The sequence below is a fragment of the Streptomyces violens genome (assembly GCF_000717745.1).
GTDB classification, from domain to species: Bacteria; Actinomycetota; Actinomycetes; order Streptomycetales; family Streptomycetaceae; genus Streptomyces; species Streptomyces violens.
Map to the genome: position 1 here is coordinate 562737 of NZ_JOBH01000002.1, position 16627 is coordinate 579363.

At 72.6% G+C, this 16627-nt stretch carries 14 protein-coding genes; 3 read left to right on the forward strand and 11 right to left on the reverse strand.

Translation table 11 applies throughout. From position 1 onward, the window contains the following. Window positions 1-8 precede the first annotated feature (8 nt). Window positions 9-2597 (forward strand): valine--tRNA ligase, encoded by a 2589-nt coding sequence (valS, locus tag IF04_RS0105815; protein WP_051830727.1) that lies wholly within the window; start codon window positions 9-11, stop codon window positions 2595-2597. 31 nt (window positions 2598-2628) lie between these two features. On the opposite strand, the gene IF04_RS0105820 is transcribed toward valS, so the two are convergent. The 4 genes from IF04_RS0105820 to IF04_RS0105835 all read right to left on the reverse strand — a co-directional run bounded on the left by IF04_RS0105820 (window position 2629) and on the right by IF04_RS0105835 (window position 5485). Beyond that, window positions 2629-3198: a histidine phosphatase family protein gene (locus IF04_RS0105820; protein WP_030251895.1), complete on the reverse strand. Its 570-nt coding sequence runs from the start codon at window positions 3196-3198 to the stop codon at window positions 2629-2631. A 51-nt stretch (window positions 3199-3249) separates the two neighbouring features. Beyond that, entirely contained in the window at window positions 3250-3735 is a 486-nt protein-coding gene (locus IF04_RS0105825; protein ID WP_051830785.1) for a GNAT family N-acetyltransferase, read from the reverse strand. Window positions 3736-3864: 129 nt separating this feature from the next. After that, window positions 3865-4062, reverse strand: a complete 198-nt coding sequence (locus tag IF04_RS0105830) for a DUF1918 domain-containing protein (protein ID WP_030251903.1) — start codon at window positions 4060-4062, stop codon at window positions 3865-3867. Window positions 4063-4255: 193 nt separating this feature from the next. Continuing rightward, the gene (locus IF04_RS0105835) at window positions 4256-5485 is read right to left on the reverse strand and encodes a glycoside hydrolase family 10-like protein (protein ID WP_106975551.1); all 1230 of its coding nucleotides are present in this window, start codon (window positions 5483-5485) and stop codon (window positions 4256-4258) included. A gap of 253 nt (window positions 5486-5738) precedes the next feature. Here IF04_RS0105835 and IF04_RS0105840 point away from each other — a divergent pair, with 253 nt between their 5' ends. Further along, the gene (locus IF04_RS0105840; RefSeq protein ID WP_030251908.1) at window positions 5739-6596 is read left to right on the forward strand and encodes a 3-hydroxybutyryl-CoA dehydrogenase; all 858 of its coding nucleotides are present in this window, start codon (window positions 5739-5741) and stop codon (window positions 6594-6596) included. 382 nt (window positions 6597-6978) lie between these two features. Beyond that, window positions 6979-7236 carry a hypothetical protein gene (locus IF04_RS0105845; RefSeq protein WP_030251911.1) on the forward strand — a complete coding sequence of 86 codons (258 nt, stop codon included), beginning with the start codon at window positions 6979-6981 and terminating at the stop codon, window positions 7234-7236. Window positions 7237-7328: 92 nt separating this feature from the next. Here the strand turns inward: IF04_RS0105845 and IF04_RS0105850 are convergent, their stop codons facing one another. The 7 genes from IF04_RS0105850 to IF04_RS0105880 form a co-directional block, all read right to left on the reverse strand. Continuing rightward, window positions 7329-7859 carry an NUDIX hydrolase gene (locus IF04_RS0105850; protein ID WP_030251914.1) on the reverse strand — a complete coding sequence of 177 codons (531 nt, stop codon included), beginning with the start codon at window positions 7857-7859 and terminating at the stop codon, window positions 7329-7331. A 50-nt stretch (window positions 7860-7909) separates the two neighbouring features. Continuing rightward, complete coding sequence (locus IF04_RS0105855) at window positions 7910-9247, reverse strand: NsdA family TPR-like regulatory protein (RefSeq protein WP_030251917.1); 1338 nt, start codon at window positions 9245-9247, stop codon at window positions 7910-7912. 73 nt (window positions 9248-9320) lie between these two features. Continuing rightward, window positions 9321-10496, reverse strand: a complete 1176-nt coding sequence (locus IF04_RS0105860) for a PP2C family protein-serine/threonine phosphatase (RefSeq protein ID WP_078599877.1) — start codon at window positions 10494-10496, stop codon at window positions 9321-9323. A 235-nt stretch (window positions 10497-10731) separates the two neighbouring features. Further along, complete coding sequence (gene pheT / locus IF04_RS0105865) at window positions 10732-13257, reverse strand: phenylalanine--tRNA ligase subunit beta (RefSeq protein ID WP_030251922.1); 2526 nt, start codon at window positions 13255-13257, stop codon at window positions 10732-10734. Next, window positions 13257-14384 carry a phenylalanine--tRNA ligase subunit alpha gene (gene pheS, locus IF04_RS0105870; protein WP_030251924.1) on the reverse strand — a complete coding sequence of 376 codons (1128 nt, stop codon included), beginning with the start codon at window positions 14382-14384 and terminating at the stop codon, window positions 13257-13259. The genes pheT and pheS overlap by 1 nt, the downstream gene beginning before the upstream one ends. Before the next feature lie 140 nt (window positions 14385-14524). Then, window positions 14525-15676 carry a sensor histidine kinase gene (locus IF04_RS0105875; RefSeq protein WP_030251925.1) on the reverse strand — a complete coding sequence of 384 codons (1152 nt, stop codon included), beginning with the start codon at window positions 15674-15676 and terminating at the stop codon, window positions 14525-14527. A 36-nt stretch (window positions 15677-15712) separates the two neighbouring features. Further along, a complete protein-coding gene (locus tag IF04_RS0105880; RefSeq protein WP_030251927.1) occupies window positions 15713-16567 on the reverse strand; it encodes a TrmH family RNA methyltransferase in 855 nt (284 codons plus the stop codon). Window positions 16568-16627 lie beyond the last annotated feature (60 nt).

Sequence of the window (16627 nt, forward strand, 5' to 3'; positions counted from 1 at the left end):
GAGGGGGCATGACGCCCCCTCAGTTCCCTCAGCGCCCGCGCGGCGTCCCCGAGCGGCCCGTTCTCGACGGGCTGGAAGAGAAGTGGTCCTCCCGGTGGGAGGAGTCGGGCGCCTATGTATTCGACCGGTCCGCCGAGCGCGAGCGGGTCTTCTCGATCGACACCCCGCCGCCCACGGTCAGCGGCTCCCTCCACATCGGTCATGTCTTCTCGTACACGCACACCGACGCGGTCGCCCGCTACCAGCGGATGCGCGGCCGGGAGGTCTTCTACCCGATGGGGTGGGACGACAACGGGCTGCCGACCGAGCGGCGAGTGCAGAACCACTTCGGGGTGCGGTGCGACCCGTCGCTGCCGTACGACCCGGAGTTCACCCCGCCCGAGAAGCCCGGCAAGCATCAACTGCCCGTCTCCCGGCGGAACTTCATCGAACTGTGCGAGCGGCTGACCGCCGTCGACGAGCAGGCTTTCGAGGAGCTGTGGCGGCGCCTCGGGCTGTCGGTCGACTGGACGCGGACGTACCGCACGATCGGGGACACGGCGCGGAGGGTCTCCCAGTACGCCTTCCTCCGGAACCTCGCGCGCGGCGAGGCGTACTTGGCCGAGGCGCCCACGCTGTGGGACGTCACGTTCCGTACCGCGGTCGCCCAGGCCGAACTGGAGGACCGGGAGCGGCCCGCCGCCTACCACCGGCTGGCGTTCGCGGGTACGGGCGAGGCCACCGGCGCGCCGCTCCTCGTCGAGACGACGCGCCCCGAGCTGCTGCCCGCCTGCGTCGCGGTCGTCGCGCACCCGGACGACGCGCGCTATCAGGAGTTGTTCGGGAAGACGGTCCGCACCCCGCTCTTCGACGTCGAGGTCCCCGTCCTCGCGCACCGGCTCGCCGACCCGGAGAAGGGCACCGGCGCGGCCATGATCTGCACGTTCGGCGACACCACGGACGTGACGTGGTGGCGCGAGCTGGCGCTGCCGACCCGCCCGGTCATCGGCTGGGACGGCCGGTTCGCCGCCGAACCGCCGGCCGCGCTGGAGAGCGAGCGGGCCCGGGCGGCGTACGCGGAGCTGGCCGGCGCCACCGCCTTCACCGCGCGCGAGCGCGTCGTCGCCATGCTGCGGGAGCGCGGTGAGCTGATCGGCGAGCCCAGCCCGGTCAGCCACCCCGTGAAGTTCTACGAAAAGGGTGACAAGCCGCTGGAGATCGTCACCACCCGCCAGTGGTACCTCCGCAACGGCGGCCGCGACCGGGAGCTGCGCGAGGAACTGCTGCGGCGCGGCGATGAGTTGCGCTGGCATCCCGACCGGATGCGCGTCCGGTACGAGAACTGGGTCGGCGGCCTGAACGGCGACTGGCTGATCAGCCGGCAGCGGTTCTTCGGCGTGCCGATCCCGGTCTGGTATCCACTGGACGGCACGGGCGCGCCGGACTACGACAGGCCGATCGTCCCGGACACCGCGGCGCTGCCCGTCGACCCGAGCGCGGAGGCGCCGCCCGGGTACACGGAGGCGCAGCGCGGCGCCCCGGGCGGCTTCCTCGGCGACCCGGACGTCATGGACACCTGGGCGACCTCCTCCCTCACCCCGCAGATCGCGGCCGGCTGGCCGGCCGACCCCGATCTGTTCGCGCGGGTCTTCCCGATGGACGTCCGGCCGCAGGCGCACGAGATCATCCGTACCTGGCTGTTCTCCACCGTCGTCCGCGCGCACGCCGAGCACGGCACGCTGCCCTGGCGGCACGCCACGATCTCCGGCTGGATCCTCGACCCGGACCGCAAGAAGATGTCGAAGTCGAAGGGGAACACCGTCACGCCGCTGGACCTGCTGGCGCGGCACGGGTCCGACGCGGTGCGGTACTGGGCGGCGAGCGGGCGCCCCGGCACGGACACCGCGTTCGACACCGGCCAGATGAAGATCGGCCGCCGGCTGGCCACCAAGATCCTCAACGCGAGCCGGTTCGTCCTGGGGTTCCCGCCGGTCCCCGAGGGCGCGCCGGTCACCGAGCCGCTGGACCGGGCGCTGCTCGCCGCCCTGGCCACCACGGTCGAGGAAGCCACCGCCGCCTTCGAGGACTTCGACCAGGCCCGCGCGCTGGACCACACGGAACGGTTCTTCTGGCGCTTCTGCGACGACTATCTGGAGCTGGTGAAGGACCGGGCGTACAGGACGGCGGACGGCTCCGAGGGCGACGCGAACGCCGGGGCGGCCTCGGCCCGGGCCGCACTCACCACCGCACTGGACGCCCTCCTGCGCCTCTTCGCGCCGGTGCTGCCGTTCGTCACCGAGGAGGTCTGGTCGTGGTGGGCCACCGGCTCGGTGCACCGCGCGCCCTGGCCGGCGGCGGACCCGCTGCGCGCGCTCGCGGACGGTGCGGACCCCGCGCTGCTCGACACGGCGACGGAGGTCCTCACCGCGGTCCGCCGGGCGAAGTCCGCGGCCCAGGTGTCCATGCGGACGGAGGTGGCAGGGGCGGTGCTCACCGGGCCGGCCCCGGCACTGGAGGCGTTCGCCCTGGTCGCCGCGGACGTCCGCGCGGCGGGCCGGATCACTCGTACCGAAGAACGCCCTGGACCGGCACCGCTCACGGTCGACGTCACGCTCTGAGGCCGGACACCGGCTCCGAGGACGACAGGGCTCAGGACGACAGGACCAGGGTCCAGGAGCCCGGGTGGCCGTGCAGGGCAGTGACGGAGAGAGGGAGGACGTCGAGGCGCCAGTAGGCGTGCGGCGGGACCTTGAGGGCGTAGATGAGGGCGGCGCGGATCACGCCGGGGTCGGCGACAGCGAGGGCGCTGCCGCCGTCGCCGACGGGGCGGGTGTCGAGCCAGTTGCCCACCCGGATGATGAACGCGAGCAGGGACTCGCCGCCGTGCGGGGCCGAGCGCGGGTCACCCAGCCAGGCGTCCACGGCCTGCGGCTCGGCGGCCGCCACGTCGCGCAGCGTGCGCCCGCGCCACCGCCCCATGTCGCAGTCGCGCAGCGCGGGCTGCACCAGTGGGGTGAGGCCGAGGAGCTCGCCGGTCTCGCGGCTGCGGGCCGAGGGCGAGCAGTAGCGGAGCTCGGCGGCGGCCAGCGGGCTCAGGGCGGGCGCGGCCCGCTCGACCTCGTGCCACCCCATCGCGTCCAGCGGCCGGTCGTCGTCGAAGCGCGCTTCGAGCAACGAGGAGCTGCGCCCGGCGGCGACCAGCGTGAGGCGAACAGTCATTCGGTGATGGTAAGAGCGCTTTCACCGCCGGGAACCCTTGAAGTCACATATTTACGGGGCATGTTCGGCATTGGCGGCCGGAGTGTGATGTTCCGCCCCGGGGACGGGTGCCACGGGATCCTCGGTCCCGAACGTCATCCACTTCTCCGTGTCCGCGACCCGCCGGAAGCCGGCGCGTTCGTAGACGCCGTGCGCGTCCTCCGTGGCGAGCATGATCCGGCGCAGTCCGCTGGGCGCCAGGTGGTCCCGGACGGCGGCGGCCAGCGCGCCGCCCAGCCCCTTGCCGCGCGCGGCGCGGTCGATGTAGACGTCGCAGAGCCAGGCGAAGGTGGCGTGGTCGGTGACCACCCGGGCGTACCCGACCTGGCGCCCCGAAGCCGTCTCGTACACCCCGAAGTTCAGCGAACCGGCGAACGCCAGGTCCTGCTTCTCGCGGGACCGGCCGAGCGCCCAGTAGGCGTCCGTGGCCAGCCAGTGGTGGACCAGATCGCGGTCCAGGCGCGCGGGGTCGGTGGAGATCACATAGCCCTCGATCATGGCCGGAGCCTGGCACACGGTCACCGGACCGTCGAGCGGATTTCCGGCACCGGCAAGGGGCCCGGCGGCCTCCCGCCGGGCCCCTCTTATCAGTCGCTGTCGATCACTGTCAGTCGCTGTCCGTCGCCGTCAGTCGTCCGCCATCTTCTCGTGCTGTACGACGGTGTCGGGGCCGGGCGACATGATCGTTTCGTGGCCGTCCTGGAAGCGGACGCGGTACGGCGGGGTCCCACTCTCCCCGAGTACCTCGACGACCTCGGCGACCCGGTCGTGCTGGCCGACGATCCTGCCGTGCATCAGCAACCGGTCGCCTTTCTGGGCCTCCATCAGAGATGACCTCCGTCCGGATGGTCGGGATGCGCCCGGACGTGCCGGCACGCAGTCGTCGCGGGCGCTGAGCCGTGCCGCTGGGGGGAGCCGCGCGCCCTCAGTGCCAGTTTAGGCCCGGAGGCCGTTCCGGGCGCCGCCTGCGATCGGCCATCGGCGTACCGGCGCGGTACCGGCCGCGGGTCCGGCCCGGTCAGCGCGGTGGCCGTACCCGTGACGGATAGTGGTCGGCCACCACCCGCGCCATCGCCCCCGTACGGTCCGTGGCCACCTCCTTCGCGGAGAAGTAGACGTTGCCGCGCACCTGCCGGTACCCGGCGTCGAAGGTGAGATGGCGGGAGAGCTCTTTCGGATTCTGCCAGGGGGCCGGCTGGGCCGGGTCGCCGGCCTTGTAGAGCGCCTCGCCGATGTAGAGGTGCACGCGAGTGCCGTCCACGGTCCGGGCCCACCACGGCACGAGCTCGGCGTAATCGGCGGCGGCGAAGCCGATGTTCCAGTAGACCTGCGGGACGACGTAATCCAGCCACTCCTCGCGGACCCACTTCCGGGTGTCGGCGTAGAGATCGTCATACGTCTGTACGCCCGCTCGGGTGTCGGAGCCCGTCGGATCGGTGGCCTTGTTGCGCCAGACCCCGAACGGGCTGACGCCGAAGCGGGCCGTGCGCCGGGTGCTGCGGACCCGTTCGCCCAGCTCACGCACCAACTGGTCGATGTTGTCGCGGCGCCAGCTCGCCCGGTCCGGGAAGCCGTCCCCGTACTCCTCGTACGCCGCGTCGTCGTCGAAGACCTGGCCCGCGACCGGATAGGGGTAGAAGTAGTCGTCGAAGTGGACGCCGTCCACGGGGTAGCGGCGCACCGCGTCCATGATCGCGTCGAGGACGAAGGCGCGGACCTCCGGCAGGCCGGGGTTGTAGTAGAGCTTGCCGCCGTAGGGCAGCACCCAGTCCGGGTGCACCCGGGCGGGGTGGGTGGGGACCAGTTTCGCGGGGTCGGTGTGGTTGGCGACGCGGTACGGGTTGAACCACGCGTGCAGCTCCAGATCGCGCTCGTGCGCCTCCCGGACGGCGAAGTCCAGCGGGTCCCAGCCGGGGTCGCGGCCCTGGACGCCGGTGAGGTACTGCGACCACGGCTCGTACGGGGAGGGCCACAGCGCGTCGGCGGTGGGGCGCACCTGGAAGATCACCGCGTTCAGCCGGGTGGCGGCCGCCTTGTCGAGGTAGGCCACCAGCTCGGCCTGCTGCTGTGCGACGGTCAGGCCGGGCTTGGAGGGCCAGTCGCGGTTGACCACGGTCGCCAGCCACATCCCCCGGAACTCCGGCCGGCGGCCGGCCGCACCGCCCCTCCCCCGCCCGTGACCTGCGCTTTCGACGGGGTGCCCGGCCCCGCCCGGTGTGCTCGCCGCCGCGCCCGGCGTCCACAGCATCGAGGACGCCGCGCCGAGCGCCGCCACCGTGAACCCTCTCCGTGTAGCACCTCTCCGAACGAATGCACCTCTTCCGCCTATTCGCTGTAGTCGCATACCGCCACCCCTTCCGTCCGGTGCGTCCGGCTCTCCTCGCTCAGAATGCCCGCCCCGCCCGCCACTGCGCACCAGCGCGCGGAGTAACGTCGGGGCCGAGGCGGGCGTCGGACCCTTACGGCCCCCGCCGGTCCCGAAGATCAGCGAAAGGCACGATGTGACCGACATCGAACGCGTCGGAGTGGTCGGCTGCGGCCAGATGGGCGCCGGTATCGCCGAGGTATGCGCGCGGGCCGGCCTGGAGGTCATGGTCGCCGAGACCACCGGCGAGGCCCTGGAAATCGGCCGCACCCGCCTGACCAATTCCCTCGGCAAGGCGGCCGAGCGCGGCAAGATCACCAGCGCGGAGCGCGACGCGACGCTCGGCCGGCTCAGCTTCACCACCGACCTCGGCGAATTCTCCGACCGTGACCTCGTCATCGAGGCGGTCGTGGAGAACGAGCAGGTCAAAACCGAGATCTTCCAGGTGCTCGACCAGGTCGTGACGCGCCCGGACGCGATCCTGGCCTCCAACACCTCCTCCATCCCGCTGGTGAAGCTCGCCGTCGCGACCTCCCGCCCGGAGCAGGTCATCGGCATCCACTTCTTCAACCCGGCGCCGGTGCAGAAGCTGGTCGAGATCATCCCGGCGCTCACCACCGGCGAGCAGACCATCAAGCGTGCCGAGGCGCTGGTCCAGGACCACCTGGGCAAGCACGCCATCCGCGCCCAGGACCGCTCCGGCTTCGTCGTCAACGCGCTGCTGATCCCGTACCTGCTCTCCGCGATCCGGATGTTCGAGCAGGGCACGGCGAACCGGGAGGACATCGACAACGGCATGGAGCTGGGCTGCGCCCACCCGATGGGTCCGCTGAAGCTGGCCGACCTGATCGGTCTGGACACCGTCGCCTCGGTCGCCGACTCGATGTACGAGGAGTTCAAGGAGCCGCTGTACGCCGCTCCCCCGCTGCTGCAGCGGATGGTCGACGCGGGCCGGCTGGGCCGCAAGACGGGCTCGGGCTTCTACCCGTACTGAGCGCCTGATCCACGGGGGCGCCGGACGGCATCCTGAAGGCGTGGGCCGTCCGGCCGTCCGCCGCCGCTCGGGGGAAAGACGGCGGTGGACACCGCCGGCGGGCGCCCGTTCCGCCGGCTGTCGCCCCCGTGGCCCTGAAGAGTCAACTCCTCGGCGGCCATGACCGGGACCGTGTGAAAGGCGCCGGTTCGGGTGCGCGGTTCGCACCCCGTGTGAAGTCCGCGCACCCCCGCCCCCGGCATCGGCCGCACTGAATTCACACGGGGTGTGCGGCGTTGACCCGCATATTCCTCCCGCACACTCTCCCGCCCTGCCCCACAAAGCAGTTCACTGTCTGTAGTACGCAAAACACCGAGTTTCCGAGAGGAATGAGGAGCGGACAGTGACCGCCCACCCTGAAACCGAACTGGTGGCCACCGATGTGGCGGAGCTCAGGCGCTGCTGTGACGTGCGCACCGCACGCGTCGACGGCCAGCTCGCCCTGCTCGCCCAGCGCACCGAGAGTTACGAGCGCGACGCGGAGGAACTGGCCAGCAGGCTCACGCGCATCGAACACGGACGGTGGCCACTGCCGTCCGTCGCCGCGCTCACCGGGATCGCGGCCCTGGCGGTAGCCGTGTGGCAGGTGCTGACGAACTGACGGTGAGCGGCCACCGGTGACCGGGGCCACCGGACCTTTCCGGCACCGGGCGGCGCCCGCCCAAGACCCTGACGGGCGCGCCCGGCCGGGGCTCAGCCCAGACGGAGGTGGTGCAGCATCAGCAGCGCCGCCGCCATGTTGGCGGCCGGCACCTCACCCCGCGCCACCATGTCCGGCACGAGCTTGAGCGGTACCCACTCCCGCCGGTCGGACTCGAAGTCGTCCTCGGGGTCGCCGACGTACTCGGCCCGCTCGGACCAGTAGATGTGGTGCACGGCGTCCGTGAGGCCGTTGGACGGCTCCACGGACAGCAGATGGGTCAGGGGGCCGGGCCGCCAGCCGGTCTCCTCCTCCATCTCGCGGGCGGCCGCGACGGCGACGTCCTCGCCGTCCTCGACCACCCCGGCGGCCAGCTCCCAGCCCCAGGTGTCGGTGATGAAACGGTGCCGCCACAGCAGCAGCACCTCGTTCGCCTCGTTGACCACCGTGGCCACCGCCACGGCCCGCATCCGGATCAGATAGTGGTCCAGATGCCGCCCGTCCGGAAGCTCCACGTCAGCGAGGTTGACCCGGAACCAGCGGTTCTCGTACACGGTCTGCTCCATGAGATTTTTCCATCGCACGTGCCTGCCACCTTCCGCCGAAGAGATGGCACGTGGACACGAGCCATCCGTCAGAGCGGAACGCGCAACGCCTCATCGATCAAGTCGGCCGCGGCGTCGGTGGCGCTGCTTCCGGTGCCGGCAAGGAGTTCGCGAACCGCCCGCAGGCGGTCCCGTAACCGCTGCGACTCCATGCCCCGTGCCTGTTCCGCCATCTGCGTCGCGCTGGCCACGGCCTTTTCGGTCTCTCCCTGTCTCAGCTCGATGTGCGCGAGGATGGCGAGCCGGTGCACCCGGCCGCGGTCGTGCGCGGGGGTGTCGACGGCGGCGGTGGCCTGTTCCTGCGCGGCCCGCAGGTCGCCCAGGCTGAGCAGCGCCTCCGCCACCTGTACGTTGACCAGGCCCGGCTGGACGTAGCCGGTCTCGTCCGGCTCCAGGCCCGGCCGGATCCGCTCCGCCGCGGCCTCGGCACGGCGGATGCAGGACAGCGCGCCGGAGCCGTCACCCAGCCGCGCGTACGCCTTCGCCTGCATCGCGTACAGATCGGTGGCCAGCGCCGCGGTGATGTGCGGGCCCGCGGCGCGCAGTGCCGCCTCGGCGAAGGCGACCGCCTGGCGGTACTCGCGGGTGAACAGCGACTGGCTCACCAGCAGCGCGATGATGTACGCGCCGAGCCCCCGGTCGCCGCTCGCCTTGGCCAGCCGCAGCGCCTGGTGGAAGTAGCGCTGCGCGAGCCCGAAGGCGTCCGAATCGTACGCGCAGATGCCGGCCACGGCGACCAGCCCGCCGGTGGCGCGGTGCAGTTGGCGGCCCGTGGCGTCGGTGTAGCTGCCGCGCAGCAGCGGCGCCGCCTCGTTGTTGAGGAAGCCGACGATGCGCGCTCTGGTCGCGACGCCGCCGGCCTTGCGGTACATCTGCTCGTAGTGCGTGCGCGCCGAGCGCAGCATCTCGATGTCCGCCATGGACACCCGGGTCAGGCCGCTCCGCGAGACGTCGGAGTCCTCCGGTGGGTTCTCCCACTCCCATACCGGCATGACCGCCGAAGTCCCGGTCAGCGCGGGCGCGCTGAGGACGTGCGGGCGCTGCTGCTCGTCGGAGCGCCACAGGGCGGTGGCCCGCTCGACGAAGCCGGAGAGCGGGGTATCGGCGGCACGGCGGGTGCCGGGCCGGCTCAGCCCGATGTCATCCAGGCCGACCGGGCGGTGCAGCCGGTCGCTGAGGATCTCGCAGATCAGGTCGGGGACCTGGCCGCGCGGCCGCTGGCCCTTCAGCCAGCGGGCCACGGCGGTGTGTTCGTACCGCAGGGACAGGCCGCGCCGGCGGCCGAGCTGGTTGATGTGCACGGCCAGCCCGGCGTGCGAGATGCCCGCCTCGTCCAGGATCGCATCCAGCAGGGTGTTGGGCTCCATGGCCCCCTCCTGATCCGCGCCCTCGCTCGTCGCGGGCGCGCTTCGCCTCACCACCAGCGTAATCAGGGGAAGTTCACACGGGGTGTGAACGGTGCCCGCCCCATGCGGCGTGCGCGAGGGCCAGCAGGGCCACGTCGTCGGTGAGCCGGCCGTCCGCGTGCCGGGCGATCCGGTCGCGCACGGCGGCGACGAGGACGCGAGGCGCGGGCGGGGCCGCACCGGACAGGCACATGAGCAGTTCCGCGCGGAGGGGGAAGAACGCCCCGCGCGCGTCGCGGGCGTCCTCGGCGCCGTCCGTGTACAGCAGCAGCCCCTCGCGGCCGTTCAGTCGCCCGGACAGCGGGTGGAGCTGGTCGGGGAGCGGGAACAGGCCGAGCGGGGGCAGCGGTTCGTCCTGCGCGACCGGCTCGGCCGTGCCGCTGCCGAACCGATAGGGCCAGGGGTGGCCGCAGTTCAGTGCGGTGTACTCGCCGCCGTGCGCGACCTGGAGCAGCAGTACGGTGACGAACTCCTCGGCGGCGTCCGCGTCTTCGGCTTCCGCCGCCCCGGACCGCCCGGCCAGGTGCCGCGCCAGCGCGCGGTCCAGGCGGCGTAACACCCCGGACAGTTCCGGCTCGTCGTGCGCGGCCTCGCGGAAGCAGCCGAGCATGGCGGAGACCGTGCCGACGGCCGCCAGGCCGTGGCCGCGCACATCGCCGATGACGACCCGCAGGCCGTGCCGCGTCGGCACCGCGTCGTACAGATCGCCGCCGATGAGCGCGCCCTCGCCCGCCGACAGGTGTCCGGCGGCGACCCGGATACCGCCGATCCGTTCCGGCAGCGGGCGCAGCACGAGCCGCTGCGCCGCCTCCGCGACGTCCCGGGTGCGCGCGAGCTCGCGGAGCAGCCGCGCCCGCCGCCCCGCCGTCAGATAGCTGGCCGCGACCACGGCGAGGACGGCGGCGCAGGTGCCCAGCCGGGTCGCGGGCGCGGCGTCCTGGCCGGCCGCGCCGAACGGTATGAGGGCGATCAGCGCGCACAGGCCGCCGAGCACGACGCACTCCCGGCGGCCGGTGCCGGCGCAGGCGATGGCCGGTGCGGCGGCGAGTAGTTGGAGCGGCTGCGCGTGACCGGTACCGGCCAGCTCCCAAGCGAGGATTGCGGCCACCCAGATCCCGGGGAGGACGAGGACGAACAGCCGGCGGGCGAAGCCGCCGAACGTTTCTCCCGCCACCGGCGGCAGCGGCCGCCACGCCCAGGTGCGGTTCATCCGGATGGTCTCCCTCGGCCGTACCCTCGCGCGGTCGCGTGCCGACGCATAAATGCTCCGCGGCGTGATCGATTCTGGCGACGCGGGGTGGCGGAACCCCCGTCCACCGCCGCCCTCTCACCCCATCGAGTGACACGCGGGGTTGACGCCTCCGCGGCCGCCGCCGTGATGCCCTGAAAGCACAAGGGCGGTGGCTCGACCGAGGTCGAACCACCGCCCTTGCGGTGTCGCGTCGTTACGCGCGCAGGCTCGCGCCGGTCCGCTCGACGGCCGCCTCGACTGCCGCGTCACGGGCGGCGGACGCCTCGTCGGCGGTCAGCGTGCGGTCGGCCGCGCGGAAGCGCAGCGCGTACGCCAGGGACTTCTTGCCCTCGCCGACCTGCTCGCCGGTGAAGACGTCGAACAGCCGCAGGTCCTCCAGCAGTTCACCGGCCCCGGACCGCAGCGCGGACTCGACGTCGGCGGCCGGGACCGCGGAGTCGACGATCAGCGCGACGTCCTGGGTGGCGACCGGGAAGGTGGAGATCCGCGGCGCGGGCACCACGCCCGCACCGGCCCGCTCCAGGCGGTCCAGGTCGATCTCCATCGCGGACGTCCGCTCGGGCAGGCCGAGCGCCTTGATGACCCGCGGGTGCAGCTCACCGGCGTTGCCGACGAGCACCTCCTCGCCGTCCACGACCGCGAGCAGCGCGGCGCAGCGGCCCGGGTGCCAGGGTGCGTGCTGGTCCTGGCGGACGATCAGGTCCACGCCCGCCTCACGGGCCACCAGACGGCCCGCCTCGACGGCGTCGGCCCAGGTCGCCGGGCGGCCCTTGCCCCACCAGCCGGCCTGCTCGCGGGCGCCCGCGAGGACCACGGCGGCGCGGCGCGGCTGCTCGGGCAGCGCGGCATTCAGCGCGGCGATCTCCGCGTCGGTCGGCCGGCGGTCGACGGGCAGCCGGGCGGCCGGCTTCTCGTCACCGGTCGGCCGGAAGACCAGGCCGGTCTCGAAGAGCGCCAGGTCGTGCGAGCCACGGCCGTCGTTGCGCCGCAGCGCGGACAGCAGGCCCGGCAGCAGCGTCGTACGGAGCGAGGGCTCCTCGTCCGAGAGCGGGTTGACCAGCTTCACCGTGCGGCGGCGCGGGTCGTCCGCCTCGATGCCGAGCTGGTCGAGCACGGCCTCGCCGATGAACGGGTAGTTCAGCGCCTCGACGTACCCGGCGCCGGCCAGCGCGCGGCCGGCCCGGCGGTGCAGCCGCTGCCGCTCGGTCAGGCCCGTGCCCGCGGGCGGCGTCGGCAGCGTCGAGGGCAGGTTCTCGTAGCCCTCCAGCCGGATGACCTCTTCGGCGAGGTCGTTCGGGTCGGTCAGGTCCGGGCGCCAGGACGGCACCGTGACCATGAGCTCGTCCTGGCCGTACACGTCGCAGCCGACCTGCTGGAGGCGGCGGACGACGGTCTCGCGGCCGTACGCCACGCCCGCGACCTTGTCCGGGTGGTCCGCCGGGATGGTGATCGTGTGCGGCCCGCTGGGCGCCACGATCTCCGTCACGCCGGCCTCGGCGGTGCCGCCCGCGAGCAGCACGAGCAGGTCGACGGTCCGCTGGGCCGCGGCGGACGCGGCCTCGGGGTCGACGCCGCGCTCGAAGCGCTTGGACGCCTCGGAGGACAGCTTGTGGCGACGGGCCGTGCGCGCGATGGTCAGCGCGTTGAAGTGCGCGGCCTCGATGACGACGTCGGTCGTGCCCCGCACCTCACCGGTCTCCGGGTCGGCCCCGTGGTCGGCGATCTCGGTGTTGGCGCCGCCCATGACGCCCGCCAGGCCGATCGGCCCGCGGTCGTCGGTGATGACCAGGTCCTCGGCGTCCAGGACGCGCTTCGTACCGTCCAGCGTGGTGATCTTCTCGCCGGGCTCGGCGCGGCGGACCCCGATCGTGCCCTGGATGAGGGAGCGGTCGTAGGCGTGCAGCGGCTGGCCCAGTTCGAGCATCACGTAGTTGGTGACGTCGACGGCGAGCGAGATCGGCCGCATGCCGGCCTTCTGCAGACGGCGCTGCAGCCAGATCGGCGAGCGGGCCTCGGGCTGGAGGCCCACGACCGTACGGGCGGTGAAGCGGTCGCAGCCGATCGGGTCGGTGACCTTGACCGGGTAGCCGTAGCTGTTCGGCGGCGGCACGTCCAGCAGCGCCGGGTCGCGCAGCGGCAGGCCGTACGCGGTCGCGGTCTCGCGGGCGACGCCGCGCATCGACAGGCAGTAGCCCCGGTCCGGGGTCACCGCGATGTCCAGCACCTCGTCGACCAGCTCCAGGAGCCGGATCGCGTCGGTGCCGACCTCGATCTCGGGCGGCAGCACGATGATGCCGTGCGAGCCGTCGTCGCCCATGCCCAGCTCGTCGCCGGAGCAGATCATGCCGTGCGAGACCTTGCCGTACGTCTTGCGCGCGGCGATCTTGAAGTCGCCGGGCAGCGTGGCGCCCGGGAGGACCACGACGACCTTGTCGCCGACGGCGAAGTTACGGGCGCCACAGACGATCTCCTGCGGCTCGCCCGTGCCGTTCGCCTGACCGACGTCGACCGTGCAGAAGCGGATCGGCTTCTTGAAGCCCTCCAGCTCCTCGATCGTCAGCACCTGGCCGACGACCAGCGGACCCTCGATGCCGGCGCCCAGCTGCTCGACGGTCTCCACCTCCAGACCGGAGGCAATCAGCTTGGTCTGCACGTCACGACCGGACTCACCGGCCGGCAGGTCGACGTACTCCCGCAGCCAAGAAAGCGGGACCCGCATCAGATCTCCATCCCGAAAGGCCGGGTGAAGCGCACGTCACCCTCGACCATGTCTCGCATGTCCTCGACGTTGTGGCGGAACATCAGCATCCGCTCGATGCCGAACCCGAAGGCGAATCCGCTGTACTTCTCCGGGTCGACGCCGCAGGCGGTCAGCACCCGCGGGTTGACCATGCCGCAGCCGCCCAGCTCGATCCAGCCCTCGCTGGAGCAGGTGCGGCAGGGCGCGTCCGGATTGCCCACGGACGCGCCGCGGCACACGTAGCACACCATGTCCATCTCGGCGGACGGCTCGGTGAACGGGAAGTAGTTCGGCCGCAGCCGGGTCTCCATGCCCTCGCCGAAGAGCGCCCGGACCATGTGGTCCAGGGTGCCCTTGAGGTCCGCCATGGTCAGGCCCTCGTCGATGGCGAGCAGCTCGACCTGGTTGAAGACCGGGGTGTGGGTCGCGTCCAGCTCGTCGGTGCGGTAGACGCGGCCCGGGCAGATCACGTACAGCGGCGGCTCGCGGTCCAGCATCGAGCGGATCTGCACCGGCGAGGTGTGCGTGCGCAGCACCACACCGGTCTGCTTCTCGTCGCCGTCGGCGGCCGACTCGACGAAGAAGGTGTCCTGCATCGTGCGGGCCGGGTGGTCCGGGGCGATGTTCAGCGCGTCGAAGTTCAGCCACTCCGACTCGACCTCGGGGCCCTCGGCGACGGAGTAGCCCATCGCCACGAAGACGTCCTCGATGCGCTCCGAGAGGGTGGTGAGCGGGTGCCGGGCGCCGGCCTGTACGCGGTCGTACGGCAGCGTGACGTCCACCGCCTCCTCGACCAGCACGCGGGCGTCCCGCTCGGCCTCCAGCTCCTCCTGGCGGACCTTGAGGGCCTGGTTCACGCGGCCGCGGGCCTGGCCGACGCGCTTGCCGGCGTCCGCCTTGGCGTGCGGGGGCAGGGCGCCGATCTCCCGGTTGGCGAGCGCGAGCGGCGAGGTGCCGCCGGTGTGGGCGGTCTTCGCCTGGGCGAGCTCGTCGAGGTCGGTCGCGGCGGCGAACGCGGCGAGCGCCTCGCTCGTCATGCGCTCGATCTCTTCCGGTTTCAGGGCCTCGACCTCAACAGGGTCGTACGACTTATTGGGTGCGGACATCTCTTCCCGTGCTTCCGGTGGTCTTGGCGCGCGGCTTGCCCCCGACGCTTGAATGCCAAAGGTGCCAAAGGTCAAGTCTAAGGGGCATCGCGGCCACGCCTCACCGACGCCCCAGGCAGGACGGCGCCCGTCGGTCCCGCTCAGGCCATGAAGGCCGGGGTGCCGACGGGCAGGGTAAATCGGAACTGCGCGCCGCCGGCCGGGGTCCGGCCGACCGTGATCGTGCCGCCGTGGGCCTCGACGATGCCCTTGACGATGTACAGGCCCAGGCCGGTGCCGCCGCGCTTGCTGCCCCGCCAGAAGCGGGTGAAGACGCGGCTCATCGACTCCTCGGGGATGCCGGGGCCCTCGTCGCTCACGGTGACGGTCGTTCCCTCCGCGCCGGTGGTCATGGGTGTCGGTGCCACCTCGATGGTGACCGTTCCCTCGCCGTGCCGCACCGCATTTTCCAGCAGGTTGCCCAGTACCTGATCGACCTTGTCCGGATCGGCCCACATGTCGGGGAGCGGTTCCAGCATGCGGATCAGGAAGCGGTCCGGGCGCTGGCCCGCCGTGGTCTGCGCCTGAACGTGCCGCCGTACCGCCGAGGCCATGTCGACCCGCTGCCGGCGCACCTCGAGGCGCCCCGAGTCGATCCGCGAGATGTCCAGCAGCTCGGCGATCAGCCGCGTCACACGGTTCGCGTCCGCGTCGACGGTCTCCAGCATCAGCCGCTTCTGGTCGTCGGTGAAGCGCTCCCACTTCTGAAGCAGGGTCGCGGTGAAGCCCTTCACGGAGGTCAGCGGCGAGCGCAGCTCGTGCGCGACGGTGGCGATCAGCTCGGCGTGACTCAGCTCCGTACGCCGCCGCGCCTCGGTGCCGCGCAGCGTGACGACCAGGCGCCGCACCGGGCCCAGCGGCCGGTCGCGTACGTACCGTGCGGAGACCAGCAGCTCCCGGCTGCCGAGCAGCAGATTGCGCTCCGGCTGCCCGGTGCGGATGGCCAGCCCGCCGTACGGGTCGGTCAGCTGCCACCAGCGGCGGCCCTCGATGTCCTGCAGCGGCAGCGCGCTCTCCAGGGGCAGCCCGAGTACGTCACCGGGGTCGACGGCCGTCAGCCGCGCGGCGGCGGCGTTGAAGCACACCACCCGGCCGCTCTCGTCGGCCACCACCAGGCCGTCGGGCAGCTCGTCCGGATCCAGCCCGGCGGCCGTGGCGGCCGGGTCGTACGGGAGTGGAGGGTTCTCGCCGGGGTCGCCCGAGAGACAGATGTCCACCACGGACGCGCGTGTGCCGGAAGTCCGCACATTCATCCCGCTACCCCCTTCCGGTGTGGGCACGCCACCCTACTAGCCCGCGGTGGCGGAGCGGCACCCTCCTGGCGTGCGCTGGGCGCGCGCGGAGGCGTACAGGCACACCGCGGCCGCGGTCGCGAGGTTCAGGCTCTCGGCCTTGCCGTGGATGGGCACCCGCACGACGGCGTCCGCGAGCGCGCGGGTCTCCTCCGGGAGCCCCCACGCCTCGTTGCCGAAGATCCAGGCCGACGGGCCGCCCATGGTGCCGGCATCCAGCTCGGCGTCCAGGTCGTCCTCCCCCGCGCCGTCCGCCGCCAGGATGCGCACGCCCGCGCCCTTGAGCCCGTCGACCACTCGCTCGACCGGCACGCCGACGGCGACCGGCAGGTGGAAGATCGAGCCGACGGAGGCCCGTACGGACTTGGGGTTGTACAGGTCCACGGAGGCATCGGTCAGCACGACGGCGTCGGCGCCCGCGGCGTCCGCACAGCGCAGTACCGTACCGGCGTTCCCGGGGTCGCGGACGTTGGCCAGCACCGCGACCAGCTTGGGCCGCGCGGCCAGGATCTCCTCGAACGGCGAGTCCAGGAAGCGGCAGACGCCGACCAGGCCCTGCGGGGTCACGGTCTGCGAGAGGTCGGCGATGGTGTCGTCGTCGGCGAGCAGGACCCGCACCCCGGCGTCCTGGGCCGCGGCCACGATCCCCTCGTGCCGCTCGGCCGCCTCGGGTGTGGCGAAGACCTCGATCAGGGTCGGCTCGCCGCCGCTGCTGTGCCGGACGGCCTCTCTGACCGCCTGCGGCCCCTCGGCGATGAACCGGCGCTCCTTGCCGCGGAAATTGCGGCGGGCCAGCCGCCGGGCGGCGGCGACGCGTGCGGAACGCGGGGAGATCAGCTCGGGGGTGCCCATGGGCGGCGGCTCACTTCGTCGTAAGGGGTTGTGGTGCGGAACGGCGGCGCAAAACGGCGG

Coding starts and splice junctions, on each gene's coding strand:
- IF04_RS0105820 (WP_030251895.1), bottom strand. CDS start 3,198: ATGACTGTTCGCCTCACGCTGGTCGCCGCCGGGCGCAGCTCCTCGTTG.
- IF04_RS0105880 (WP_030251927.1), bottom strand. CDS start 16,567: ATGGGCACCCCCGAGCTGATCTCCCCGCGTTCCGCACGCGTCGCCGCC.
- IF04_RS0105875 (WP_030251925.1), bottom strand. CDS start 15,676: ATGAATGTGCGGACTTCCGGCACACGCGCGTCCGTGGTGGACATCTGT.
- IF04_RS0105860 (WP_078599877.1), bottom strand. CDS start 10,496: ATGAACCGCACCTGGGCGTGGCGGCCGCTGCCGCCGGTGGCGGGAGAA.
- pheT (WP_030251922.1), bottom strand. CDS start 13,257: ATGCGGGTCCCGCTTTCTTGGCTGCGGGAGTACGTCGACCTGCCGGCC.
- IF04_RS0105855 (WP_030251917.1), bottom strand. CDS start 9,247: ATGGAGCCCAACACCCTGCTGGATGCGATCCTGGACGAGGCGGGCATC.
- IF04_RS0105835 (WP_106975551.1), bottom strand. CDS start 5,485: ATGCTGTGGACGCCGGGCGCGGCGGCGAGCACACCGGGCGGGGCCGGG.
- IF04_RS0105830 (WP_030251903.1), bottom strand. CDS start 4,062: ATGGAGGCCCAGAAAGGCGACCGGTTGCTGATGCACGGCAGGATCGTC.
- valS (WP_051830727.1), top strand. CDS start 9: ATGACGCCCCCTCAGTTCCCTCAGCGCCCGCGCGGCGTCCCCGAGCGG.
- pheS (WP_030251924.1), bottom strand. CDS start 14,384: ATGTCCGCACCCAATAAGTCGTACGACCCTGTTGAGGTCGAGGCCCTG.
- IF04_RS0105825 (WP_051830785.1), bottom strand. CDS start 3,735: ATGATCGAGGGCTATGTGATCTCCACCGACCCCGCGCGCCTGGACCGC.